23 protein-coding genes and 1 other annotated feature are annotated in these 23,621 nt (G+C 38.5%); of the genes, 6 read left to right on the top strand and 17 right to left on the bottom strand.

The features are described from left to right. Positions 1 to 188 precede the first annotated feature (188 nt). The 3 genes from L2716_RS10905 to L2716_RS10915 form a co-directional block, all read right to left on the bottom strand. Positions 189 to 377, bottom strand: a complete 189-nt coding sequence (locus L2716_RS10905; RefSeq protein WP_226546789.1) for an alpha/beta-type small acid-soluble spore protein — start codon at positions 375 to 377, stop codon at positions 189 to 191. 81 nt (positions 378 to 458) lie between these two features. Continuing rightward, positions 459 to 1,667: a tRNA uracil 4-sulfurtransferase ThiI gene (gene thiI / locus L2716_RS10910; RefSeq protein WP_236334489.1), complete on the bottom strand. Its 1,209-nt coding sequence runs from the start codon at positions 1,665 to 1,667 to the stop codon at positions 459 to 461. A 1-nt stretch (position 1,668) separates the two neighbouring features. Further along, positions 1,669 to 2,814 carry a cysteine desulfurase family protein gene (locus L2716_RS10915; RefSeq protein WP_236334491.1) on the bottom strand — a complete coding sequence of 382 codons (1,146 nt, stop codon included), beginning with the start codon at positions 2,812 to 2,814 and terminating at the stop codon, positions 1,669 to 1,671. A 337-nt stretch (positions 2,815 to 3,151) separates the two neighbouring features. Between L2716_RS10915 and brnQ the strand changes: the two genes are divergently transcribed. Then, on the top strand, positions 3,152 to 4,507 hold the full coding sequence (brnQ, locus tag L2716_RS10920; RefSeq protein WP_236334493.1) for a branched-chain amino acid transport system II carrier protein: 1,356 nt from the start codon (positions 3,152 to 3,154) through the stop codon (positions 4,505 to 4,507). Between the two features lie 118 nt (positions 4,508 to 4,625). Here the strand turns inward: brnQ and ezrA are convergent, their stop codons facing one another. After that, a complete protein-coding gene (gene ezrA, locus L2716_RS10925; RefSeq protein WP_236334496.1) occupies positions 4,626 to 6,311 on the bottom strand; it encodes a septation ring formation regulator EzrA in 1,686 nt (561 codons plus the stop codon). A gap of 261 nt (positions 6,312 to 6,572) precedes the next feature. On the opposite strand from ezrA, the gene hisJ reads away from it, so the two are divergent. Beyond that, the gene (hisJ, locus tag L2716_RS10930; protein WP_236334497.1) at positions 6,573 to 7,388 is read left to right on the top strand and encodes a histidinol-phosphatase HisJ; all 816 of its coding nucleotides are present in this window, start codon (positions 6,573 to 6,575) and stop codon (positions 7,386 to 7,388) included. Here the strand turns inward: hisJ and refZ are convergent. Continuing rightward, on the bottom strand, positions 7,385 to 8,056 hold the full coding sequence (gene refZ / locus L2716_RS10935; protein ID WP_236334499.1) for a forespore capture DNA-binding protein RefZ: 672 nt from the start codon (positions 8,054 to 8,056) through the stop codon (positions 7,385 to 7,387). The genes hisJ and refZ overlap by 4 nt on opposite strands. Positions 8,057 to 8,203: 147 nt before the next feature. Here refZ and L2716_RS10940 point away from each other — a divergent pair, with 147 nt between their 5' ends. After that, a complete protein-coding gene (locus tag L2716_RS10940; protein ID WP_236334501.1) occupies positions 8,204 to 8,683 on the top strand; it encodes a GAF domain-containing protein in 480 nt (159 codons plus the stop codon). Positions 8,684 to 8,974: 291 nt separating this feature from the next. Here the strand turns inward: L2716_RS10940 and megL are convergent, their stop codons facing one another. After that, entirely contained in the window at positions 8,975 to 10,177 is a 1,203-nt protein-coding gene (gene megL / locus L2716_RS10945; RefSeq protein WP_236334503.1) for a methionine gamma-lyase, read from the bottom strand. Between the two features lie 345 nt (positions 10,178 to 10,522). On the opposite strand from megL, the gene rpsD reads away from it, so the two are divergent. Then, positions 10,523 to 11,125: a 30S ribosomal protein S4 gene (rpsD, locus tag L2716_RS10950; protein ID WP_236334505.1), complete on the top strand. Its 603-nt coding sequence runs from the start codon at positions 10,523 to 10,525 to the stop codon at positions 11,123 to 11,125. A gap of 183 nt (positions 11,126 to 11,308) precedes the next feature. Here rpsD and tyrS read toward each other — a convergent pair whose 3' ends face one another. Then, positions 11,309 to 12,550: a tyrosine--tRNA ligase gene (gene tyrS / locus L2716_RS10955; protein ID WP_236334507.1), complete on the bottom strand. Its 1,242-nt coding sequence runs from the start codon at positions 12,548 to 12,550 to the stop codon at positions 11,309 to 11,311. A gap of 64 nt (positions 12,551 to 12,614) precedes the next feature. Next, positions 12,615 to 12,834 (bottom strand) — a binding site (T-box leader). 180 nt (positions 12,835 to 13,014) lie between these two features. Here tyrS and L2716_RS10960 point away from each other — a divergent pair. Continuing rightward, on the top strand, positions 13,015 to 15,891 hold the full coding sequence (locus L2716_RS10960; protein ID WP_236334508.1) for a transglycosylase domain-containing protein: 2,877 nt from the start codon (positions 13,015 to 13,017) through the stop codon (positions 15,889 to 15,891). A gap of 45 nt (positions 15,892 to 15,936) precedes the next feature. Here the strand turns inward: L2716_RS10960 and L2716_RS10965 are convergent, their stop codons facing one another. The 7 genes from L2716_RS10965 to L2716_RS10995 all read right to left on the bottom strand — a co-directional run bounded on the left by L2716_RS10965 (position 15,937) and on the right by L2716_RS10995 (position 20,360). Then, positions 15,937 to 16,212: a DUF4190 domain-containing protein gene (locus tag L2716_RS10965; protein ID WP_236334510.1), complete on the bottom strand. Its 276-nt coding sequence runs from the start codon at positions 16,210 to 16,212 to the stop codon at positions 15,937 to 15,939. Positions 16,213 to 16,248: 36 nt separating this feature from the next. Beyond that, on the bottom strand, positions 16,249 to 16,860 hold the full coding sequence (locus L2716_RS10970; protein WP_236334512.1) for an FMN-binding negative transcriptional regulator: 612 nt from the start codon (positions 16,858 to 16,860) through the stop codon (positions 16,249 to 16,251). A 14-nt stretch (positions 16,861 to 16,874) separates the two neighbouring features. Further along, a complete protein-coding gene (locus L2716_RS10975) occupies positions 16,875 to 17,765 on the bottom strand; it encodes an NAD-dependent epimerase/dehydratase family protein (protein WP_236334514.1) in 891 nt (296 codons plus the stop codon). 31 nt (positions 17,766 to 17,796) lie between these two features. After that, positions 17,797 to 18,051 (bottom strand): hypothetical protein, encoded by a 255-nt coding sequence (locus L2716_RS10980; protein ID WP_236334516.1) that lies wholly within the window; start codon positions 18,049 to 18,051, stop codon positions 17,797 to 17,799. A gap of 255 nt (positions 18,052 to 18,306) precedes the next feature. Next, a complete protein-coding gene (locus L2716_RS10985) occupies positions 18,307 to 19,119 on the bottom strand; it encodes an SDR family NAD(P)-dependent oxidoreductase (protein ID WP_236334518.1) in 813 nt (270 codons plus the stop codon). Positions 19,120 to 19,322: 203 nt separating this feature from the next. Further along, positions 19,323 to 19,832 carry a GNAT family N-acetyltransferase gene (locus L2716_RS10990; RefSeq protein WP_408005303.1) on the bottom strand — a complete coding sequence of 170 codons (510 nt, stop codon included), beginning with the start codon at positions 19,830 to 19,832 and terminating at the stop codon, positions 19,323 to 19,325. 93 nt (positions 19,833 to 19,925) lie between these two features. Then, positions 19,926 to 20,360 carry a carboxymuconolactone decarboxylase family protein gene (locus L2716_RS10995; protein WP_236334522.1) on the bottom strand — a complete coding sequence of 145 codons (435 nt, stop codon included), beginning with the start codon at positions 20,358 to 20,360 and terminating at the stop codon, positions 19,926 to 19,928. Between the two features lie 117 nt (positions 20,361 to 20,477). Between L2716_RS10995 and L2716_RS11000 the strand changes: the two genes are divergently transcribed. Then, positions 20,478 to 20,909, top strand: coding sequence for an Lrp/AsnC family transcriptional regulator (locus L2716_RS11000; RefSeq protein WP_236334524.1), 432 nt, complete (start codon positions 20,478 to 20,480; stop codon positions 20,907 to 20,909). A 251-nt stretch (positions 20,910 to 21,160) separates the two neighbouring features. Here the strand turns inward: L2716_RS11000 and L2716_RS11005 are convergent, their stop codons facing one another. The 3 genes from L2716_RS11005 to L2716_RS11015 form a co-directional block, all read right to left on the bottom strand. After that, the gene (locus L2716_RS11005; protein ID WP_236334526.1) at positions 21,161 to 21,634 is read right to left on the bottom strand and encodes a GNAT family N-acetyltransferase; all 474 of its coding nucleotides are present in this window, start codon (positions 21,632 to 21,634) and stop codon (positions 21,161 to 21,163) included. Between the two features lie 197 nt (positions 21,635 to 21,831). Beyond that, positions 21,832 to 22,497, bottom strand: a complete 666-nt coding sequence (locus L2716_RS11010; RefSeq protein WP_236334529.1) for a Type 1 glutamine amidotransferase-like domain-containing protein — start codon at positions 22,495 to 22,497, stop codon at positions 21,832 to 21,834. A gap of 351 nt (positions 22,498 to 22,848) precedes the next feature. After that, positions 22,849 to 23,514 (bottom strand): DNA alkylation repair protein, encoded by a 666-nt coding sequence (locus L2716_RS11015; RefSeq protein ID WP_236334531.1) that lies wholly within the window; start codon positions 23,512 to 23,514, stop codon positions 22,849 to 22,851. Between the last annotated feature and the right edge of the window lie 107 nt (positions 23,515 to 23,621).

Genomic DNA, 23,621 nt, shown 5'->3' on the forward strand with positions numbered 1-23,621 from the left:
CTGCTTCATGTTCCTTTTGAACCACTTGTCGCTCCATTTGAACCACTTTCACGGTCTCGCTTTCGAACCCGTTTCCTTCTTACTAAAACATCTGCAATCCCACACAGTACTCCCACTTTGTCAGAGCACTAAAATAGGTCAGCACGAATGCTGACCTGATTCCATTGATATGATGTTGTAGAGGTGTATTACTTAGGTTGTTGACCTTGAGCCATTGCTACTAGACGCTTAGTGATCTCTCCACCTACAGAACCGTTTGCACGTGCAGAAGAGTCTGGTCCAAGTTGAACACCAAATTCAGAAGCGATTTCAGTCTTCATTGCGTTGATAGCTTGTTGTGCTCCAGGTACAACTAATTTGTTTGATTGGTATGCCATGTTGATTCACCTCCTTGTACCCATAGGTTACGAAAGTTGGCGAAAAACATACCTTTTCAAATGTGGTAAATTTTTGCTAGATTAAAGCAGGTCTGAGAATTCCTCATCATCCCTTGTTTTTGCTTCACTAAAGAAGACTGTCTCTGTATTTTCAACAGCTTGTTGCACTAATTCGTCGATCTCCATGTGATGTTCAAATCGATTTGCTTTTTCACGATTCGGTTTCGTTTTAGGTGCTGATGGAAGAAAGACTGTACAACAATCCTCATAAGGACGAATTGAAATATCATACGTTCCAATTTTGCGTGAAATGTCCATGATCTCAATTTTATCCATTGTAATCAAGGGACGGATGATTGGAAGGTTTGTCACTTCATTAATCGTATTCATACTTGATAGCGTCTGACTTGCAACTTGTCCTAAACTTTCACCAGTCGCAATAGCTAATGCATCATTTCGTCCAGCTATCTCTTCTGTTATGCGCAACATATATCTTCGCATTACCGTCATGCTGTAGTTATCTGGTATCTGTTTTTTTATCGCTTTTTGTACGTCAGTAAATGGAACGACATGCATTTTTATGCTGCCGCCGAATTTAGTAAGTACCTTCGTTAAGTCTTCAACCTTCTGACGAGCTCGTTCACTTGTGAATGGCGGACTATGAAAGTGGACCATTTCAACTCTGACACCGCGTTTCATCGCCAAGTATCCTGCCACCGGGCTGTCAATTCCTCCTGAAAGCATCAACATGACTTTTCCAGCACTTCCAATGGGTAAGCCTCCAGCTCCAGGATAATCCATACAACTGATATACGCCGCTTCAGGTTTTATTTCAACTTTAATTTCAACATCCGGATGATGAACATCTACTGAAATATCTTCTGAATTTGACAGGACATATCCACCGATTAGATGATTAAGCTCTTGAGAATCATGTGGGTATTGTTTGTAATTCCGCTTAGTCGAAACTTTAAACGTCTTTACATCAGGACCCGCATCTCGCATCGCTTCAAGTGCAGTCTTTTGAATGGTTTCCAATTCTAAGTCACACTTCACAGCTAATCTCAAGCCTTGGATACCGAATATTTCTTGTAATTTTTCTATAACTGGTTCATGCTTTTGACCATTTAATTCAATTACCATGCGGTCGAACGCCTTTTGTACCGTAACTTCTGGGTATGGTTTTAGCTTCCGTTTTACTGTATCTTTCAATCGATTGATAAAGTGATGTCTGTTCTTACCTTTTAAAGATAACTCTCCATATCTAACAATGATGTGATCGTAAATCATACTACTCCCTCATTACTTTCTGTAAATTTGAAACCACTTCTTTCAGGGCTTCGACAAAAATTTCACCTTCACTTAATGTGTTCTCAAAATTAAAACTTACACGGATTGCACTGCTCGCCCGGTCAAAATCATAACCGACAGCTTCCAAAACACGACTTACTGCATCTGATTTGGAGGAACATGCCGATTTTGTAGAAACAAAGATATCCTTTTCTTCTAACGAATGTATGAGTACCTCAGGCTTTATGCCAGGAATCGAAAAGTTCAATATGTGCGGTGCGCTACCTCGTTCAGGCGTATTGATTTGAACTGGGTCTAATCTTGATAATTGATCCTTGATAAACTCTTTCAAATCAATCATGTCGTTCATTCGTTCTTCCATACTTAATAATGTTAATCTGAGTGCTTTTGTCATTGCAATGATGCCAGGCACATTTTCCGTACCAGCTCGTTTTCGAAATTCTTGTTCTCCACCAGTAAGCAAAGGTGAAAGTGCTACGCCACTCCTAACGTACAAGAACCCGCACCCCTTTGGACCATGAAACTTATGACTAGAAAAAGAACATAAATCAATACCAGATTGATCAAACTGAAGAGGTACTTTCCCTATGCCTTGAATGTGATCGACATGGAAAAAGATTTTTGGATGCCTTTTCAGCATCTCTCCAACTTCTTTAATAGGCTGGATCGTTCCAAGTTCATTATTCACATGCATGATTGAAACCAAAATCGTCTCATCCTTAATTGACCGCTCTAAATCAGTAAGAGATATACGACCTTGCGCATCTACAGGTAAAAAAGTCACTTCAAAACCAATTTTCTCTAATTGTTTAAAAGTGGCGTGACAGGATGCATGCTCAATTTCAGTGGTAATTAAATGACGACCGCGTTTTTGATGCTCAATTGCGATCCCTTTGATTGCTAGGTTATTTGCTTCCGTTCCACCAGACGTAAAGACAACTTCGTTAGACTTTACACCAATGGATTCTGCAATCTGTCTTCTCGCACTATTAATAAGCCGTTCCACCTCTCCACCTAATCGATGGATGGATGATGGATTAGCAAAATATTGTTCAGAAACCTTTACGTATGTCTCTAAGACTTCAGGAAAGGGTTTGGTAGTCGCACTATTATCGAAATATATCATGGTTCCTTTTACCCCTTTGATTCGGTTTTCGCATCATTTAATATTACCACATATTAAAATTATTCCAAACCAGAAATAAATCATGTCGAATCTGTGAAAATCGACAATTCGCGACAATTTTTGAGTTATTGAAATAAAAAGACGTTTAACAATAATGCGATTATATGATAGCAAAAGGAATGATTTTAAAGGAAAAGTAAGTTGATTGAATATTGATAATGATAGTAATCTTTAAACTTTTTTGTTTAGTGTCTTTTTTTCGTAAAGATTATGTTAATATTTAACCGATTTTAGAAAACTCAAATGATTTTAGTCGTAAGCATCGGGAGGTTACAGCATGTCTACTAAAAAAGCGCTTTCAATGAAAGAAACTTTAACAATAGGATTAATGATGTTCGCTCTATTCCTTGGAGCTGGTAATATGATTTTTCCGCCTGCACTCGGTCAAACAGCAGGAACGAACGTATGGACTGCCATTATCGGATTTTTAATTACAGGGGTTGGGTTACCGTTAGTCGGGGTAATTGCAATTGGTCTAACGGGTGGAACGTTGAGAGATTTAGCATCTCGTGTACACCCAGGTTTCGCGATTATTTTCTCTACATTAATGTACCTAGCAATTGGACCGTTTTTCGGAATACCTCGAACAGGGACAGTTGCATTTGAAATTGGGGTTACACCATTTTTACCAGAATCAATGAATTCCAACGGCCTTCCTTTATTTATATATACAATTATTTTCTTTGGCATTACGTTCTGGTTTGCATTGAATCCCACAAAACTCGTTGATCGTATAGGAAAGATATTGACACCGATTTTAATTATCGTGATCGGCTTAATTGTCTTTAAAGGTATCGTAAATCCAATGGGAAGCTTTTCAGCGCCTAAAGGGGATTATGCAGAGTCACCATTTTTCACAGGTTTCTTGAATGGATATCTCACAATGGATGCCATTGCTGCATTAGTGTTTGGAATTGTCGTGATTAATGCTGTAAAATCACGTGGTGTTACAGATAAGAAGGAAATTGCAAAGGCAACTACCAAAGCAGGGATTATTGCTGTAAGTGGACTTGCACTTGTTTATCTTTCTTTAGCATATATCGGAGCAACAAGTAGAGGCGCATTAGGAGAAATGGCAAATGGCGGAGCAATCTTAACTGGTTCGGCCGATCTCTTATTCGGACAATTCGGGATTGTTTTACTAGCTGTAGCGATTACATTTGCATGTTTAACGACTTCTATCGGGCTTGTTACAGCATGTGGCGAGTACTTCAAGAGTTTGATGCCGAAAGTATCCTATAACTTAATTATCGCGATTCTTTGCGTGTTCAGTGGCGCAATCGCTAACGTTGGATTGACCCAACTCATTAACTTAACTTTACCTGTTTTGATTGGTATTTATCCTTTAGCTATCGCACTCATCGGATACTCTTACCTTCACCGACAGTTTGGTGGACATCGCGAAGTCTATATGGGTGGATTACTAGGTGCCGGTCTGGTAAGTATCTTCGATGCGCTGAAGCAATTGAACGTTGATATTTCAGCTGTTGCTGACGTAATGAGTACCATTTTACCGCTATACGATCAAGGAATCGGATGGATCGTACCTTCATTAGTTGGTGCAATCATCGGTTATATCATCGGACGAACCCGATCACAAATGACGGAAAATCCTAACCCTAATCAAGCTTAATAACAATGATTACGAGAGCTAGTTCAACCTAAGGTTGAATTAGCTCTTTTTAGATGAAAAATTAAAACAAAAAACCCCGGATGAAAGACATAAGCTGTCTTCATTCGGGGTTTTCTTATTATACCTTTTGTAAGGGTTTGTAGCTTTCTTCTATTTCTTGAAGCTTACCAGGTTCAACAGATTGAATGGCTTCTGCCGCATGCTCTAGTGCTTCTTCATAATGAAATGTTCTAAACGATTGCTCAGCTTCAGCAAGCTTTACTGCTACAGCTATATATTGACTGCGATATCTGTTTCCATATTGGATGAGATGTTCAGCCAACCTTGCTCGATCGATCATATCAAACGTTCGAGTATATACCTCATCAATCGCTTCTTCTGCTTCAATTAAACGATGTAAGACTTCCGCCATTTGTAGTGGTTTATCGTTTAATTTGTTCGTAACAGTTTGTAGCTTTATCTCAGCATCGCTCATTGAAGAATAGAAGCTTTCAGGTAAACCAGGCAAATTGTTTCGGTGTACTTCTTTTTTTGCATCCATAAGTCTTTTACGGAATTCTTGAATTTTCTCAACTGCTTCAAGCTCATCTTTACGAAGGTTTTGAAGCTTTTCTTGGTAAACCTCTGTCATTTCGCGTAATTCAGTTAGTTGTTTTGTGACATTTTCAAGCATTTCTTTTACTGAAGTGTACGATTGATGTTTTTCATCCATTGCATGAAAAATAGTGCCAATGCGTTTTTCCAACTTATCGAATGATGTTTCAAGACGCTCTTGTAGGTCAATATTTTCTTGTTCGATTTGGTAACTTAATCGGACAACATTTGTTTCTTCATTCAATTGGTGGATCTCATTACCGATCTCAGCAACTTCTTGTTTAACCGTCTCGCTTTGGATTGTGACTTCCTGCTTAGCCACCACTTCAGCTTCAAGTGTATCGTAAAGCTCTTCAATCTTTGCATTCATTTGATTAATTTCTTCTCGCGCGTCTTCAATTTGCACATCATGAACTTTCTCTTTAACGATCTCATATGCATAATCGATGACTTCTAGTTCTTTTTCAACACCAAGTTGATCAATTCTAAATCCTTGGTCCTTCATTTGCTGAAGGCCTTCCTTCAATTCCTTCATTGTTTCTGGAATCGCAGATTGTAATTGATACAATAGCTCTGGCATAACCTCAAGCTCATATTGTAGCTTCCTAATGTCTTCATCAAGTTGCAAAATATATGTACGAGCAGAAAGATGGTTGCCGTTTTCTGTTTCTTCATGATAACTCGTAAATTTCTCAGAAACGTTTTCAAGTTGTTTTTCAAAAGATTCAACTAAAGGACCAAGTGCACGATAGTGGGTAAGTAGATGCTTCCTTAATTCTTTATACTGATTTTTCAGTTCACCAATCTCTTGTCGATTCAACTCTTCACTTTCAACGAATTCATTGATTTCTAGAGAGATTTCTCCGACTTTCTCTTCAACGTGAAAAATCGATTTACGCGTGTCAGATAATATGCCTCTAGCTTTTTTAAAGCGATATTTGTCGGCAGCATCCTCAGCATCGAATAATTTTTCTTCCATATTGGGAAGCTGTTGAGTGACGATTACATCCCACTCTTCGCGCCAAACTTCAAACTTCTTTTCCGTTTCACCGATCATTTCTAATGCCTTAACCTTAGCAATTTCATCAGTAAGAGGTTTGTTCATAATATTAACTTTTTGTGTTTCGAGGTGATCAATCTGATCATAAATTTTCTTTCTTGTATATGTACCGTAACCAATAAAAACTGATAACAAAATAATCAGTGCCATAAAGATGTAAATCATCATAGGGACTTCCATCCTTCCCTTTTTCAGTTATGTATATTAAGCTATAAAGTAAAAATTAGGACTTCGTATATTTATAAAATAAATAATACGACAAAATATTACATTATCCGCCAAAAACCATGCGGATTCGGCGTTCTTCATAACTACTATAATACCATGTATGTTACTTTCATAACTACATTTTTTCGAAATTTCAATGAAAAATTGCTTAATTCTTACAAAAATCCAGTCTGGAGGATATCTATGAATATTTATGATGGTCACGTCCACACACCATATTGTCCACATGGATCGAAGGATGAATTCCGTGCTTATGTAGAACAAGCTATTCAGCTAGGTATGAGCGGTTTAACATTTACTGAACATGCACCTCTACCAGATGGTTTTATCGACCCTACACCAGAAAAGGACAGTGGTATGGAATTACAGTCTCTTGAATCCTATATCACTCAAATTGAGAATTTGAAATGTGAATACAAGGACGACCTTGTCATACGAACAGGTCTAGAGGTTGATTATATTGAAGGCTTCGAACAAGAAACACATAGATTCCTTGACCAGTTCGGTCCTTATTTAGATGATTCCATCCTTTCTGTCCATTTCTTGAAAACACCGTCTGGTTACCATTGCATGGATTACAGCCCAGATGTTTTCGGGCATCTACTCACTGTGTTAGGTTCAGTCGAAGCACTTTATGCCCTCTATTATCGCACTTTGCATAAATCAATTGAGGCTAAATTAGGACAATATAAACCGAAGCGAATTGGACACATTAGCCTTGTCATGAAGTTTCAGCATAAATACCCAAATAGACATTTGGCTAAAAAAGAGATCTTACAGACACTCGATCAGATTGCCAATCAAAAACTCCAATTAGACTATAATAGTTCGGGTGTAATGAAGCCTTTGTGTCGGGAGCCCTATCCACCAGATTGGATCATTGAGGAAGCGATGAAAAGAGAGGTGCAACTCGTATATGGCTCAGATGCTCACCGTGCCAAAGATCTTGGTCAAGGCTTCGAGCAGTTGAAGAAAGAAGCACCGCTTTCTCAGCCTTAAGGGGCTGCTAGCGGTGCTTCGGTATTTTCTTTTCCTGATAAAGATTTTCCGTCATAGTTAATACAAAGCGAATCATTCACCCAATCCTGGATGGTGCTCAAATATTTAGATGTAAAATATCGATCATTAACTGAGAATTGATAAACTTCTTTAATATATTGTGGGTATAAGAAAGGCATAAATAACATACTTCTAAGTTGCAATGTCACCATGTTCTTTGACATTGGATTAAATTCCTTCTGTTTAACCCCTTTATCGAGTATGGCATTAAAATAATACTTCTCTTTCATTAAATAAGTTGTCATAATTTCACGGACAAGTGTTGTATCGATGCTAATTTCCCTATGGACTAGTCTTGCCGCTTGGGATCGTCCTTGTTGATAAATGATGACCTCTTCTATCAACTTAATCAAACAGCTTCGAGCAGAGTTTTTCTCCAACTTCTTATAGGCATCTTCTAAGACATAAAGATATCCTTCTAGAAATGAAGACATAAGAAACTCTAGTAAGCCCTTCTTTCCTCCAAAATAATAAGAGATTAAAGAGACATTTACTCCTGCTTTCTCAGCGATATCACGTACGGATGTTCCCGAATAGCCATTGTTGTTAAAAAGGTTAGCTGCCGCTTCAGCTACTTTCTCTTTGGTGATGGATACAGCCTTATTCATGGCAAATCACCTCATCATACGTTCTATACTTACAACATTCGTCCTTTCTTTCGAAAATCCTTTTTGTTACACGTGACTTATTCAATGAAACTTTCTACATTATTTGATAAGATAAGACTAATTTCTAGCATAGCGAGGAGAATTACCATGTTTGACGTCGAAAATTACACAGGCTCACGCGAAGAAAACTATCAAATGGTTATCAAGCAGTTGAAAGCATTGCTCGATGGAGAGACGAACCAAATTGCAAATCTTTCAAATGCCTCAGCATTATTGAATCAATTTTTAACAGACGTTAACTGGGTAGGTTTTTACTTAATGGAAGAAAAGGGTCTAGTACTCGGACCATTTCAGGGTCTACCAGCTTGCGTTAGAATCCCTGTTGGAAGAGGCGTTTGTGGAACAGCTGTTCAAGATAGAACAACGATGCTAGTAGAAGATGTGCATCAATTCCCAGGACATATCGCTTGTGATGCTGCATCAAGATCAGAGGTCGTCGTACCGATTGTTAAGAACAATCAGGTAATAGGTGTACTTGATATCGATAGTCCTACACCATCCCGATTTGATGAAATCGACAAGAATTATCTCGAAAAATTCGTCGAAGAATTACAGAACCATATATAAAATTGAAAAGGACTGTCTTATAAGTCCAGATTGTAATCCATGTTAAATGCTAATGTTGATAATCAGATTAAATTCACGACACTCCTGCTGGAATAGCGAGCCAGGCAAGACCCACAGCGAATGCACATCATAGAACGGACATCCCTGCCTAAATGAGCAAGGAGGCTTGCGCTTCGCCCGCGGAAAGGGAGTGAATTTCAAGGATATCAACATAACATTTTCAGAACCAATGTGAAAAAGGGCTGTCAGAAAATCAGTTATCACTGACTTTCTGGACAGCCCCTTTTTATATTATACCGTTTCAGTCATATCACTGTTTTTATAAGCCTTTAGCCCTTGCTCGATATCTGCCCAAATATCTTCCTTTGCTTCAAGACCGATGGAAAGTCGGACTAATGTATCTGAGATTCCCATTTTCGCTCTCGCTTCTTCTCCTACAACAGCATGCGTCATCGTTGCAGGATGCTGAATCAATGTCTCCGCATCGCCTAAACTTACCGCGATCTTTATCATCTTCATCGTATTGAGGAAATTTTGAGCGTCTTTCTTATCCCCTTTAAGTGTAAAACTGATTAATCCACCAGGACGATCCATCTGTTTATTTGCAATCATGTAATCTCTGAACTGAGGGTCTCCTGGATAAGCGATCGATTCCACCATTGGATGTGCTTTCAACTTTTCAAAAATGTAACTTGCGTTATCACAATGTCGATCCATACGAATCGGTAAGGTCTTCAATCCACGTAGTAATAACCATGCGTCGAATGGCGACATGATTCCACCGATATCCTTTTGTGTAGTAGAGGCTAGGAACTTAATGGTTTCTGCATCACTTACAACAAGTCCAGCAACGACATCTCCATGTCCTCCGATATATTTTGTCGCGCTATGAATGACGATATGACAACCAAATTCTAATGGTCGTTGGAGGTATGGCGTGCTAAACGTATTGTCCACAACAACCGTAACATTGTGCTTTTCTGCAATTTTCCCGATCATTTCTAAATCAACAAGTGTCATCGTTGGGTTGATTGGTGTTTCTATAAACAGGACCTTAGTGTTCGGTTGAATGTGCGCCTCAATCACTTCAGGGTCTGTCATGCTGATGAGGTCATGTTCGATTCTGTACTTCTCTTCCATCATTTGTAGCAATCCGAACGTACAACCATATACACCTTGAGAACAAAGAATGTGATCATCAGATTTCGTTAATCCTAGTAGAACAGCAGAAACGGCTGCCATACCAGATCCGAACGCTAAACCTTTTTCTCCACCTTCTAGTACTGCAATACGGTCCTCAAGCATTTTAACTGTCGGATTTCCTAGTCGAGAGTATATATAACCTTCTTCTTCACCTGCAAAACGTTGTTCACCTGTTTCCGCATTCGGAAAAACAAAAGTAGATGTTGGATATATGGGTGGTGCTAATGCTCCATGATGCTGATCAGATGAGTAACCTGAATGTATGACTTCTGTTTCAATCCTCTTCTTCACTGCTGAACACTCCTTTATCTGTATGTAAACGCTTTCTGATTCTATCGTATCATATTAATGGATATTATTGTGTTACATTATATGGAGGGATTTCAAGATTTGATTGTGCGCTGTTGACTTTTGCGCCTAAACGTTATACACTATTCTTTGTGTAAATTAAGACAGCCATGTGAAATCACGTGAGCCCTCTCATTATGTTCCTTGTAGTTGCGGCTGTTCACAAGGTGCATCGCGTAGCTTCAAGCTGTCGAAGTGAGGATGTATGAAAACATAATGAACACGTGAGCGATCACACCGGCACTGTTTTTGTTTCACAACAAAAAATCAGTGAAGGAGGAGTCAATTATGGCTCGTTATACAGGACCAAAATGGAAAATCTCTCGTCGTCTAGGAATCTCTCTTAGTGGGACTGGGAAAGAATTAGAAAAGCGTCCTTACGCTCCTGGACAACATGGTCCAAACCAGCGTAAGAAGATGTCTGAATACGGATTACAACTTCAGGAGAAGCAAAAGCTTCGTCACATGTACGGTGTGAACGAACGTCAATTCCGTAAAATGTTTGATCAAGCTGGTAACATGAATGGTATCCACGGTGAAAACTTCATGATTCTTCTTGAATCACGTTTAGATAACCTTGTTTATCGTTTAGGACTTGCACGTACTCGTCGTCAAGCTCGTCAATTGGTTGGACACGGACACGTAACTGTAGATGGAAAGCGCGTTGACATCCCATCTTACCGTGTAGCACCAGGACAAGTTATCGGACTTCGTGAAAAGTCTCGCAACCTTGACATCGTTAAGGAAGCACTTGAAGTAAGCAACTTCGTACCAGAATACCTTACTTTCGACGAAAACAAGCTTGAAGGTTCTTACACTCGCTACCCTGAGCGTTCTGAACTTCCAGCTGAAATCACTGAAGCACTTATCGTTGAGTTCTACTCTCGTTAATAGTGACTTTCAGAATACCCTCGAACTTCGTGTTCGAGGGTTTTTTGTTTGGATTTAAATGCTCTTGTGCACACTGAAATTTCACAAACTTAAATTATTTAGAAAAGAACCGGCAGCAGCCGGTTCTCTCATCATCACATTTAAATAAATGAAGCCGCCCTACTGGACGGCTTTCCTATTATTTTACTTCGTAATTTTCACGAATTTGCGTTTTCCGACTTGGACGATCATTCCGTCCTCTACAGCAATTTGTGCTTGAACGTCGTCGACTTTTTCTTGGTTGATCTTCACGCCGCCGTTTTGAATCATTCGGCGCGCTTCACCTTTCGAATTCAACATTCCGAGATCGACAATCAGCTCTACAATCCACTTTTCATCATCGCCAGCCCATGTGTGCTCTGGAATATCATCCGGTAATGCACCCTTCGAGAATACAGTGCGGAAATGTTTTTCTGCAGCTACAGCTTCATCATGTCCGTGGTACATTTCAACGAATGTTTTTGCGAGCTTAATCTTCATATCACGAGGGTGGAGATCTCCGCTTTGCACGCCTTCCTCAATTGCACGCACTTCATTCATCGGAAGTGGTGTCGCCAATTCGAAGTATTTTATCATCAAGTCATCTGGAATAGACATTGATTTTCCGAAAATCTCATTCGGATGCTCATCAATTCCGATATAGTTGTTCAGTGACTTCGACATTTTACGGACGCCGTCCAGTCCTTCGATTAACGGCAACGTGATCGTCACTTGCTTTTCTTTCCCGTACTCTTCTTGAAGTTGGCGACCCATTAACAAGTTGAACTTTTGGTCTGTTCCACCAATCTCGATATCACTTTCAAGAGCTACAGAATCGTAACCTTGCATTAGTGGGTAGAAAAATTCATGAATGGAGATTGCCTGACCTGACTTGTAACGTTTCTCAAAATCATCACGCTCGAGCATGCGTGCTACAGTTACTTTTGCAGAAAGCTCAATAACATCAGCGAAATCGAGCTTAGAAAGCCACTTCGCGTTAAAGTGAACAGTCGTCTTGTCCATATCAATAATTTTTCCAAATTGATGAATGTATGTCTTAGCGTTTTCTTTGATTTCAAAATCAGTTAACTGCTTACGCGTTTCAGATTTCCCTGTTGGGTCACCAATACGACCTGTAAAATCACCAATCAACAGCTGAATTTCATGACCAAGCTCTTGGAACTGCCTCATTTTATGCAACGGTACAGTATGACCGACATGTACGTCCGGTGCTGTTGGATCCAGACCTAGCTTCACCTTTAAAGGTGTCCCTGTTGCAATCGATTTTTCGAGCTTCTTCTTCAAATCAGCCTCGGGTACAATCTCCACGATCCCTCTTTTCAAAACTTCAAGTTGCCGTTCAACCTCAGCCATTTGCTCCTGACTCAATTCAAATTTCTGATCCATCATCCAATCTCCCTTCAATCCTCATATTCTTTTTTTTTACATAAAAAAACGTCCCTTTCGCTATGAAAGGAACGTGATAGACGCGGTACCATCCTTATTGAAGCACATAAATACCGTGCTTCCACTTCATTAAATAACGGCTCATCACCGCCTTTTGCTACTACAATTTTCACAAAAGGTGCTCGAGGAGGTAATTCACAAAGTCCTTTGTACTGGTTTACACCGACCACCAGCTCTCTTAAACAGTGAGGATTATTGCTACTTATTCCTGTCATTGCAATATAGACGTATGTAAAACCTAGCTTTAGAGCAAGGTTTACCCTTAGTTACGTGTAAAAAGTATAATCATTTTGTACCACATCTGACTTTCAAATGTCAAATTATGCTCCGGAAATGTCGAAGAAAGGTATTCCACGTATTAGGTATGTGCTATAATTAAGGTTGAAATTTAGGGGGGTATGAGGATGAATCACCTAACTTCCTTCATAGAAAAGTTGAAACACTTCATGAAGGTTTTAGATGATAAGAACATATTTAAGTTCAGCCGAATTACAGGGAAAGTGGTCTGGAACTTATTCTTGATCTTATTAGTAATTACTGTTGCTGGAGGATTTTTTGCAACGGGCGTAGGAGCAGGTTATTTCGCTTCTCTCGTTAAAGACGAACCGATCCGTACTTACGATAACATGAAGAATGATATATACAACTACTCAGAGACAAGTAAAATATATTTTGAAGATGGAACATTACTCGGGAACCTACGATCAGACGTCATCCGACAAGAGGTAAAGATTAAAGACATCTCACCTCATTTAGTCGATGCAGTAGTCGCAACAGAAGATCAGTATTTCCATGAGCATGATGGCATCGTACCAAAAGCAATCGCACGTGCCATATTTCAAGAAGTTACGGGTGCTGCTGTCCAAACAGGTGGTAGTACACTCACTCAACAGTTAGTCAAAAACCAAATTCTTACTCGTGAAGTTTCATTTGATCGTAAGGCGAAAGAAATGCTCTTAGCTTTACGTCTAGAACGTTATTTTGAAAAAGATGAAATTCTTGAAGCATACCTTAATATCGTGCCATTCGGACGTAATGCTTCAGGTAGAAATGTAGCTGGTATTCAAGCAGCAGCACAAGGGATTTTTGGTGTTGATGCTAAGGAATTAAGTCTTCCACAAGCAGCATTCATTGCTGGTTTACCGCAAAGTCCATTTGGTTATACACCTTTTACAAATGATGGGAAAGTAAAGGAGAACTTAAACGCTGGTCTTACAAGAATGAAGACCGTTCTTTCAAGAATGCATACCGGAGGGTACATAACAAAAGAACAATATGAAAAAGCCCTTGCAACGGATATTACGAAAGAATTTGCTAAGGATTCACCAAGTCCATTTGAGCAATATCCTCACTTAACAATGGAGATTGAGCGAAGAGCAATTAATGTTATGAAAAAACAGTTGGCCGAGCAAGATGGTAAGAAATATTCAGAGCTCACTTCAACTGAAAGAGTTAGTTACAAGAAAGCAGCAGAGCTTGAATTAAGAAAAAAAGGATACAAAATTCACACTACAATTAATAAGCCAGTATATGATGCCATGCAGGCTGCAAAAAATAAGGTGCCATATGGCAGAGATATTATCAACCCAGATACGGGTGAGAAAGAAATAGAAGATGTTGGTGCAGTATTGCTTGATAACAAAACAGGTGCAATCATTAGTTTCGTAGGTGGTCGTGATTATTATCAAGAAAACTTGAATCACGCAACACAATCCATAAGACCTAATGGTTCAACGATGAAGCCATTACTCGTATATGCACCAGCAATGGAACAGGGCATCATTCAGCCTGGGTCCATCATTCCGGACACAAAATTCTCTTATAGTGGAACCGGCAGTGGGAAAGCCTGGACGCCTAGTAACTACTCTAAAAGTTACCATGGACTTGTAACCGCGCGTAAAGCTTTACAGTGGTCCTACAATATTCCTGCCGCTAGAACATATGTGAAAATGGATCCATTAAAGGCTACTGAAAACCTTTATAAAATGGGCTTCACTTCACTTAAAGAGAACGAGCGATACCACAGAGCCCTTGCTCTTGGAGGCATGGAAGATGGCGTATCAGTTGAGGAAGCAACAAACGCTTATGCAACTTTCGGGAACAGCGGAGAGTTTGTAGATGGATTCATGATTTCTAAAATAGAATCTAAGGATGGCTCTGATCTTTATAGTCATAAACCTAAGAAAACCAAAGTCTTTTCACCGCAAACCGCCTATTTAACAATCGACATGATGCGCACCGTAGTTAAGAGTGGTACAGCAGGTGGTCTAAGCAGTATGCTAGATTATCCAGGTGAGGACTGGGCAGGTAAGACTGGAACGACTCAGAGTGTTGAAGATGCATGGTTTATTGCAACAAATCCTAAGCTAACAATGGGACTAAGACTCGGATACGATACACCTACACAGATCGATGAATCACATGGTGGTCACGGAAGACGAAGCCAAAGAGTTTGGGCAGCTTTAATGAACGCAGCATATAAAGCAGACCCGGACTTAAGAAGTGGCAGCACAAGACATAAACGACCTGGTGGAATCGTAACCGCTTCATTCTGTGGTATTTCCGGAAAGCTTCCATCTCCTTTATGTAAGGAAGCTGGACTTGTGAAAACAGACTTGTTCAACGTGAAGTATTTACCAAAAACGCAGGATGACAGCTTGCAACAAGTGAAATACGTTGTAAACTCTCAAGGAAAGAAATTCAAGGCACTAGCAAGTACACCAGGAAGCTTTACTTCTGACGGTGTCATGATTAAAGAAGAATATTTCAAAGACATTGATTTAAAAGACGTCATTAAAGATGATTGGGACAACATCATCGGTGAAGACGAATTAGCCGATAACGGGAAAGCGCCATCTGCCGTCGGTATTAAGAAAAGTGGTAGTAGTCTTACTTGGGGTGCATCTGGTGAAAATGATGTCATTGGATATCGAGTCTACCGAACCCCTAATGGCTCTGATTCATACAGTAAAGTTGGAGAAGTGAAAGGTGGAGACGCTACGAGCTTCAAGATTTCTGGAGGAAACTTTACGTACATCGTACGAGCGGTAGACATTTCAGGTAAAGAATCGAAGAACAGCAATGCTGTTAAAGTCGGTGAGGATCCGAAACCTGAACCGCCTCCTGAGAAGCCAGAAGATCCGAAGAAACCCAAAGATCCACCACCTCCTGGAGACGGTGACAAACCTAAACCACCCAAACCACCAGTCGATCCACCTCCATCTGGAGAGGATGACGGAGACGGTGAAGGTGACAGCGGAGACAATAACGGAAACGGTTAATTAATAGGAATACAAAAGGACTGACCATGGCGGTCAGTCCTTTTATCATGCATGAAATCCACTTACAGCAAAGAAGGAAATGGCGAAAATAAATAGCATTCCACAGAATTGTATGATGACACCTACGACACTGCATACAAAACCTGCTGTCGCAATCCCCTTTCCTTGTTCATTCGTTTGCTTGATTTCTTTAGATGCTTTTCTTGATAAGAAAATACCAATGATGCCCAGTACAAATCCAATAATCGGCAATGCAATAGAGAGAATACCGAGAATCAGTGAAATAATAGATTTATTATTCGTTTGCGTAGCACGATCCATATACCCACTCCTCTATTAAGTCTACTTATTTACATCTTATTTCGAATAATTGGCTTTCATGAGTGCAGCAATCTTCTGTTCATCAGTTTGTTTCTGTTTCTCTAGTTGTTCAACGACAAGCTGTTGTCGATTTTCTGAATGGTTTTGACTTAACTTTGCTTTCCCTTCCATTTTCGTTATTTTCATTCTGAACCCTTGAACACCTTTACTCATACCTGTTAAATACTTAGGATCAATATTTTCAAGTTGATATGGACTGCTAGGTGCTTCATATTTTGATACCAACTTATTCATTGATTCTAATACCTCTTCATGATCATGGATGAGCTCAATACTTCCATAAACGTGTACCGTCACATAATTCCATGTAGGAACAGAACGATCTGTTTCATACCAAGAGGGAGAAATATAACAATGAGGTCCATGAAAAGTAGCTAAAACTGTTTGACCTTGAATATCCTCCCATTGTGGATTAGGACGCGCAAAATGGCCAATTAATTCCTTATGATCATCACTTACCATAAGAGGTAAATGGGTTGCAAAAGGAATACCTTCGTGCTGCGAGAAAAGTGTTGCAAAACTATTATCTTTCATTATGTTGAAGCACGTCTGGTCATCATCAATTTGAAAATGAGTAGGAATATACATAACGATCTCCTAACCTAGTGATTTGATTTTCTGCTTATTGCCATTTTCTCAAGATTAGAGATGGTATCAGCAAATGTTTTGACTGGGACATAACCTATTTCCTTTATTTTTGCATTGGAATAAATCGGTCGTTCAATGTTTCGATTCGGTCGTTTGTATTTTTTATTTAATGCTTTAATGAATTTCATTCGGAAGTCCTTTTCGTCAAAATTTCCATCAATTGCGTTATAGGCCTGACCTTTTGTCCCGTTTAATAATACGAGGTGTATCATCTCTACTAAATTATCAGCATGGACCCAAGAAATAACATCTTCTGTATGTACCCAATCTACCGTTTCCGTTTCTATCATTCTATAGATTTGCCTGTCTCCCCAATAAGAGTTTTCCTCAGCACAGATTGCTCCCGGCCTTAAAATCATGACGTCGAGCCCTTTTGATAAATATTTATAAAGTATACGTTCAGACTTTACTTTCGTTTCAACATAAATCTCATTATGTGCATCACATAAAGGAGAGCTCTCATCATAAGACCCCTCCTCCGGTTCACCATATACAGATATAGATGAAATATGAATGAATTTCTTTACCCCCGCCTTTAAAGCTGACTGAGCAAGATGATCTACTCCAACAACATTTGATAGGACTGCATTCTCTCGATCATCACCCAAATAAGCAGCGCAGTGAATGACGATATCAACATGTTTCGTAGCCTCAATTATTGAATGAACATCTGATAAATCGCCAACCACTGTATTCATCCCATATTTTAAAAATTTATCTGCATCTTTTTCATTTCGGATGAGACCTCTTACGTTTGCCCCTTTACTAATGAAGCTTTTAGCGACGCGTTCACCTAAAGTACCCGTCACCCCTGTTATAAGCACGTTTTTACTTTCAATATTCATTCTTTTAATCTCACTTTCTTCCTCACAACTATCAATGTGAAGTCTCTACAAGTATCATTATGATGTTAACTAATCCAATTAAGATGAGCGCAAATAGGACTATCTTTTTGCCCAGTTCACCCTTATTAAACAAATAGACAAGCAACATATAAATCACTGTTGCAAGGAAATAAAAAAGGATTCCAGAAACAAATTCCTCAGTTGTATAATGACCGAAAACAAAGTGTAGGATGATGACTGGAAAGGAAATGAAAGCAATTATGTAGTGAAGTTTTTTGGTGTCCAATTAAGCCCTCCTTCAATTTTACCTCTTCTACACTATACGAATGAACCTAATTTTAGTTTCGTAAAAACAATCGAGGCGAGTTATTGTGATAAGTTGTTTTACTGTCCGTAAACGGAAAAACGCAGAGTTTTCGTGTAATACCAAAAAAGCTTAGGGAATCCTCTAAGCCTTTTCTATAGTTTATTCATTTAAGCTTCCGGTAATTGAATAAAAAAATAGACAATTCCCCATCAAAGAACAGATAGAATTTTACCCTTAAAACTGCAATGGTTGAGTCCCATCTACATCGGTAAAGCCATATTTTCTTGCTAGTTCAGACACTGTTATTGCATTACTAGAAATCTTTGATACCGAGGTGTCTGATGCCAATGCTACAACCGCACGCCCTACATATGCTGTTGTTTCAGTTGTTCCATCTTCTGGTCCAAAACCTGCATCAACAACTCTTTCTGTTCGCATCCAACCTGGGCAAACAGCAACGGCTGAAACGTTGAAATCCTTTAGTTCCTTTGCCATTCCTACTGTCATTCGATTGATCGCATTCATAGCTAAATCATAATATAAATTACCCGAAATCTCGTCCTTAATAAAAAATGTGATATTTACAATTAATCCGTTATGGTGCTGCTTCATCAGAGGTACAGCATATCGAGTAGTCAGCAGATAAGCTTGCGGTCCAGCAACCATCATAGCATCCCAATGCTCTAGTGGTCGTTCCCAAAAACGTCGTCCATCTCCTGATGGAAGAGAACTTTCGGAGCCACCAAAGACACTATTGACTAAAATATCGATCCGACTATGCTCCCTTTCAATCTGCTCAAATAGGTTTCTCACGTCTTTAATGTTTGTATGGTCACATCGTATGGCAATGCCTTTACCTCCTCGTGAAGTGACACCATCGGCAGTTTCTTCAATGGTTTCTGTCCGATTATCGGTTGTAGCTCCCTTTACACTTCGACCTGTCACATACACCGTAGCACCTGCACTGCCTAGTTCGAATGCAATACCCCTACCCGCTCCACGGGATGCACCTGTAACAACAGCGATCTTCCCATGTAATGATTTCATATTCTCCTAACTCCTAACCCAAATACAGAAAAATATTTTTACAATTTTTGTTCATAAATAGATATTCTTCTATAAGTACATAATTCCTTTTTCGGTTAACCTGCACAGTTTCTTGAATAAAGAGGAAGCTGTAAATCACCTATGGATATGAATTAATCAATTTATTAAACTCTAACCTTCACCAACATACCTGAATATTGAATTTAGATTTCTTTGTAGTAAAATACAGTAGCTTCTAAATGCCCATCAGGTGTTTTAGTATAGTTGGGAATCTTTCCAACTTCATTATATCCAAGAGACTTATACAACTTATTGGAAGGATCACCTAATCTAGTATCAAGTACTAAAAGAGTTATATTCTCTAACTTGGCTCGTGTGTGTAATGCGATCATTAACGCTCTTCCAATCCCTTTTCTTCGATGTCTAGAATTGACCATCAGCTTCGCTACCTCAGCTCTATGAGTACCGTTCGCCTTTTGAGAAATCTGCAGTTGAACTGCTCCGCAAATCTCATTATCTTTTCTAACCATCCACAAAACAACACCGGGATCCAAAACATTTTTCCAGTATTCATTTGCTTCCTCTTTACTTAGCGGTGGAATAAAGCCGATTGAAGCACCTTCATCAACTACCTGAATTAACAAGTCCGTTAAATCACTTAAATCCTTATCATCGATTGATGCGACTTCTATTATTTGCAGTTGGTCAAACAATTTCATCCCCCTTAACTTTTTGTGTACCCCTATCTCATCACGATTCTGTTTCCTTGTTAACCTGGGACATAATCCCAAATAGATTCTGTTTAGCTAATCACTTAAAATGTATTTGTCAGCACCCGGTTGTAATCCTGTAATGGCACCAAAGTACTGAGCTGCCGTTGTAAAACATACAAAAGCACATAGTTCACTTATTTCTTCGTTATCAAATGTATTATGTAACACATTAAATACAGTCAATGGCATACTCCCTCTATACGACAAAAAAGCTTGTGCGAATCCAACTGCAACTGAGGTTTTCTCATCAAATAAGTGAGGTTCTGGAAGTCCCTTTGCTTTGCAATATTCACACCCATTTTCTTGTGCTAATGTTCTTCTCACCTGCTCTTTTAAATTTGATGATAAAAAACCCTCAGCTTCTAAAGCCTCACCTAAATCGTTCCATTTTTCCATTACCTTCTGATTATGTCCTAGTAATCTTTGAAACGAACTACTTCCATTTTCAGAAAAAGTTATTCTTGGCATCACTTTCCCTCCTTGTCATAATTATAAATAAGGTAAATAATTAGTTACATGTTATATTTAAAGCATTAAAACAATTTAATTTGCATTCCAACAAAGAATAGAAGGGAAACTTTACATATGAAATTAGATGCTAAGGATAAGCAGATTTTGAATCAACTCAATCAGAACAGTCGGTTATCCATGAGAGAATTAGGAAGGCTCATAGGTATGTCTTCTCCTGCAGTAGCGGAACGAATTAAACAAATGGAATCATTCGGAGTAATTAAGGGCTACCAATTACAAATTGACTATGAAAAAGCAGGCTACCCAGTCAGTTGTATGATAGAGGCAACGGTAAAAAATGGCCAATACGAATTGTTTAAGAAAAGAATTGAGAAACAGACTAATGTTGAATACTGTCACCGAATTGCAGGTCAAGCTTGTTATATCATGAAATTACACTTTGAGAGATTAGCTGATATAGAAATTTTTATTAATAATATTACTGATTTAGCACAAACTGTAACCCATGTCATATTTTCAAGTGTCGATACAAACCAAAAACTTTAAGTTTTCTGCTCCTCAGTAAATAATACATGCAGGATTTTTTCACAACTAGTAAAAAATATTAATCCTGTAAGTAGTGCTATCAAAATAACAAATCTCAAAACAAAAGCATGTGATATATTTATAACCATTTAATCCCATTTTGTTAAACTTTATTCTTTACAAGCTTACTCCACAATCCTTCCCGGTTATTGTATATAGGTTAAGTTGGAGATCACCATCAGCTCTCGTCCCCAATCGTTGAATAACAAATTCTATCCCCAATCCCTAGCCATAATGATAAAGTTATATGTACTGCCACTTATTTCATTTTGGAATTCGCCTTTCTTAATAAATCCTTCTTTTTCATATGTCCTTATTGCTCGTTCATTAAAGTCTACTACTGCCAATTCCAGATGATTAAACTTTAGTAGTTCTTTTCCTTGTTCAATAATTGCTTTAACAAATTTCGAACCATAACCCCTTCCAGTTATAGAGGGCTTCATTTGAACTCCAACTACTAATATTTCTTCTCCATCTTCTTCCACATCAAAAAACTCACAATTTCCTATTAAATTTTCTTCCTCATCAACCACTGAAAATGCTCTTTCTAAATGTATACTTTGCTTAAATCCTTCAATTTTTTCTTCTTGAATATTGTTATCATAAAATGAATATTTTCCCTCATACGTCCAAGTAATGAACTCATTGATATCTTCTTTAGTTCTTCTTCTAATAGTAAGTTCCATACTTCTCTACCCCCTTGTATGCTTCTCTTTTTGTATTTCCTATATGCAAGTATATAATCTAGTTTTTGAATTATTAGGAAGCTGTAAATCACCTATCGATTTCAGCTCTCGCCTCTGATTGTTGAAGAAAGTATTGACCTATTATCCAATCATTCAATTGTATATTGTAATTAATTCAATTGAGCAGCCATAGTAATTCAGTACATTTGGAGCGTCTCATCCAATTTCCGAATCTTTGAGTGGGAAATTAAAAAAACAGTACCAAAAACGTCGAGACTGTCTCCCTTTACACGTACAGCGCAATCTTTGTTCGATGCATAAATGTTTATTTCTTCTGATAGGGGAGAAAGTTCACTCTGAACCATTGCAATATTATTTTCAAGGTCAAAATGGGACAGGACAGAAAAATTATTAAGGCCGATCCCTTCGTAAACGGAGCTCATTTCAACTTTATTTCCAAGGTTTTTCGAGCATAACCATTTAGCGGACATATTGATTGCACCAGCGCTTGCTCCTATCACAACGGCACTGCTTTCTTTTATCAAATTCGATAATTCATATTCTCTCAAAAAACCATTTTGTTTAAGAGTATCTCCACCCAATAAGAAAATGACTGAAGCATTTTGAATTTTCGATTGGGCCTCTTCCTTCTGTACGCGATAATTAATTAAATGATATTCATCAAACATAATGCCAGCCTGGTCAAGCCACGAGCGTTCAGTAGCACCATCATCTTCATAAATAGATGGATTCGAACTAATCATAACAAGCGACATTCTATCAGTTATATCCTCTTGTAACAGCCTGGACAGAGTCTCTGGAAAGAAATTGTTAAACCATCCTAAATAATAGTGAATACTCATAAATACCTCCGTAGCAAAGTGTAAAAATAGTTATTCCTTGCGTCACTTATTCTTTTTTCTTGCCACTATCAAACTACTTGACCCACTATTAGCTGGTATTACAGAAAAACGGACGCATTTCTATAAATATGAATTGCGCCCGATTGTTGAATATTTTTTATTGTGCATAGTATCGTTGTACTGTTCAGCTGGAAAGTTTTTCTTCTTAAAGATAAGCGCTCTACAGACCAAAAAGAGATAGTGAGTTAATCCCTTACATCTTCCTTGTATATTTCACTAAGGAGCTGCCATAACGCGTTGTTTTCTTATTTTTTTAAATTAAACACTAATAAATTTTTCAGAGGTATCTATTTATTTATGTCGTTTGTTAACTTCAATTGTAATGAAATCCGGCAAATAGCTGGGAGTACATCCTTTTGCTACTTTTTCATCTTTGTAAAGACCCGTTTTCTCACCAAGTTTAATACAACGTGCACGATTCTTTTCATCATAAACGCCTATCCAGCCTGCGGTGAAATTCATAGCCCATTGAACTTCCGGTTCTTCCTGCGTAATATTAGCTTCTAATGCAGATAGCAAGTATGCAGTGTTATCAGGCGGTGTTTGTCCAGTCCATCTCAATCGCCCTTGGTAATACCAGAAAGCTCGCCTTTGAAGAGCAGAAGGACTATTTTCCCATGACTCCATCAATGCAATTTTCTTCTTGTCTTTGGTGAGCTGATTAGCCATCAACCAATCCATCAAGTTATTTCGCTCATCAAAAGTGTGAGTCTGCATATCCTTATCTAACTTATTGAGCACATCTTGTGAAAGAAGTTTTTTGTCCATAATTAAGATTGCTAATAGTCTGGGCAAAAACTCTTCGGTTGACCAAAGCTCCATAGCTAGTTCGTGATCTTTTTTAATGTCCTTCGCGATTTTTCGTAAGTCGCCTAGCTTAGTTTTACTATTGATTTGAGATAGAATGTTTTCTGCTTTTGAAAAGCGTTTTATTTCTGTACCTTTATTTTCATTCATTTTATTCAACTCCTTTATTAAAGCACTGTTTCATAATGAACGTACAAAAGAAAAATTAGATGGACTGAGTCAAGTCGAATACCGAATCCAATCCATCCATTCAGCTG

The sequence above is a fragment of the Pseudalkalibacillus berkeleyi genome, assembly GCF_021608225.1.
Taxonomy (GTDB): domain Bacteria; phylum Bacillota; class Bacilli; order Bacillales; family Fictibacillaceae; genus Pseudalkalibacillus; species Pseudalkalibacillus berkeleyi.

Coding starts and splice junctions, on each gene's coding strand:
- L2716_RS10975 (WP_236334514.1), bottom strand. CDS start 17,765: ATGAATATTGAAAGTAAAAACGTGCTTATAACAGGGGTGACGGGTACT.
- L2716_RS11010 (WP_236334529.1), bottom strand. CDS start 22,497: ATGAGTATTCACTATTATTTAGGATGGTTTAACAATTTCTTTCCAGAG.
- L2716_RS10970 (WP_236334512.1), bottom strand. CDS start 16,860: ATGTATATTCCTACTCATTTTCAAATTGATGATGACCAGACGTGCTTC.
- tyrS (WP_236334507.1), bottom strand. CDS start 12,550: ATGGATCAGAAATTTGAATTGAGTCAGGAGCAAATGGCTGAGGTTGAA.
- L2716_RS10995 (WP_236334522.1), bottom strand. CDS start 20,360: ATGCCAAGAATAACTTTTTCTGAAAATGGAAGTAGTTCGTTTCAAAGA.
- thiI (WP_236334489.1), bottom strand. CDS start 1,667: ATGATTTACGATCACATCATTGTTAGATATGGAGAGTTATCTTTAAAA.
- hisJ (WP_236334497.1), top strand. CDS start 6,573: ATGAATATTTATGATGGTCACGTCCACACACCATATTGTCCACATGGA.
- ezrA (WP_236334496.1), bottom strand. CDS start 6,311: ATGGCACTGATTATTTTGTTATCAGTTTTTATTGGTTACGGTACATAT.
- L2716_RS11015 (WP_236334531.1), bottom strand. CDS start 23,514: ATGAATGAAAATAAAGGTACAGAAATAAAACGCTTTTCAAAAGCAGAA.
- L2716_RS10960 (WP_236334508.1), top strand. CDS start 13,015: ATGAATCACCTAACTTCCTTCATAGAAAAGTTGAAACACTTCATGAAG.
- brnQ (WP_236334493.1), top strand. CDS start 3,152: ATGTCTACTAAAAAAGCGCTTTCAATGAAAGAAACTTTAACAATAGGA.
- L2716_RS10965 (WP_236334510.1), bottom strand. CDS start 16,212: ATGGATCGTGCTACGCAAACGAATAATAAATCTATTATTTCACTGATT.
- L2716_RS10915 (WP_236334491.1), bottom strand. CDS start 2,814: ATGATATATTTCGATAATAGTGCGACTACCAAACCCTTTCCTGAAGTC.
- rpsD (WP_236334505.1), top strand. CDS start 10,523: ATGGCTCGTTATACAGGACCAAAATGGAAAATCTCTCGTCGTCTAGGA.
- L2716_RS11000 (WP_236334524.1), top strand. CDS start 20,478: ATGAAATTAGATGCTAAGGATAAGCAGATTTTGAATCAACTCAATCAG.
- L2716_RS10940 (WP_236334501.1), top strand. CDS start 8,204: ATGTTTGACGTCGAAAATTACACAGGCTCACGCGAAGAAAACTATCAA.
- L2716_RS10985 (WP_236334518.1), bottom strand. CDS start 19,119: ATGAAATCATTACATGGGAAGATCGCTGTTGTTACAGGTGCATCCCGT.
- L2716_RS10905 (WP_226546789.1), bottom strand. CDS start 377: ATGGCATACCAATCAAACAAATTAGTTGTACCTGGAGCACAACAAGCT.
- refZ (WP_236334499.1), bottom strand. CDS start 8,056: ATGAATAAGGCTGTATCCATCACCAAAGAGAAAGTAGCTGAAGCGGCA.
- L2716_RS11005 (WP_236334526.1), bottom strand. CDS start 21,634: ATGGAACTTACTATTAGAAGAAGAACTAAAGAAGATATCAATGAGTTC.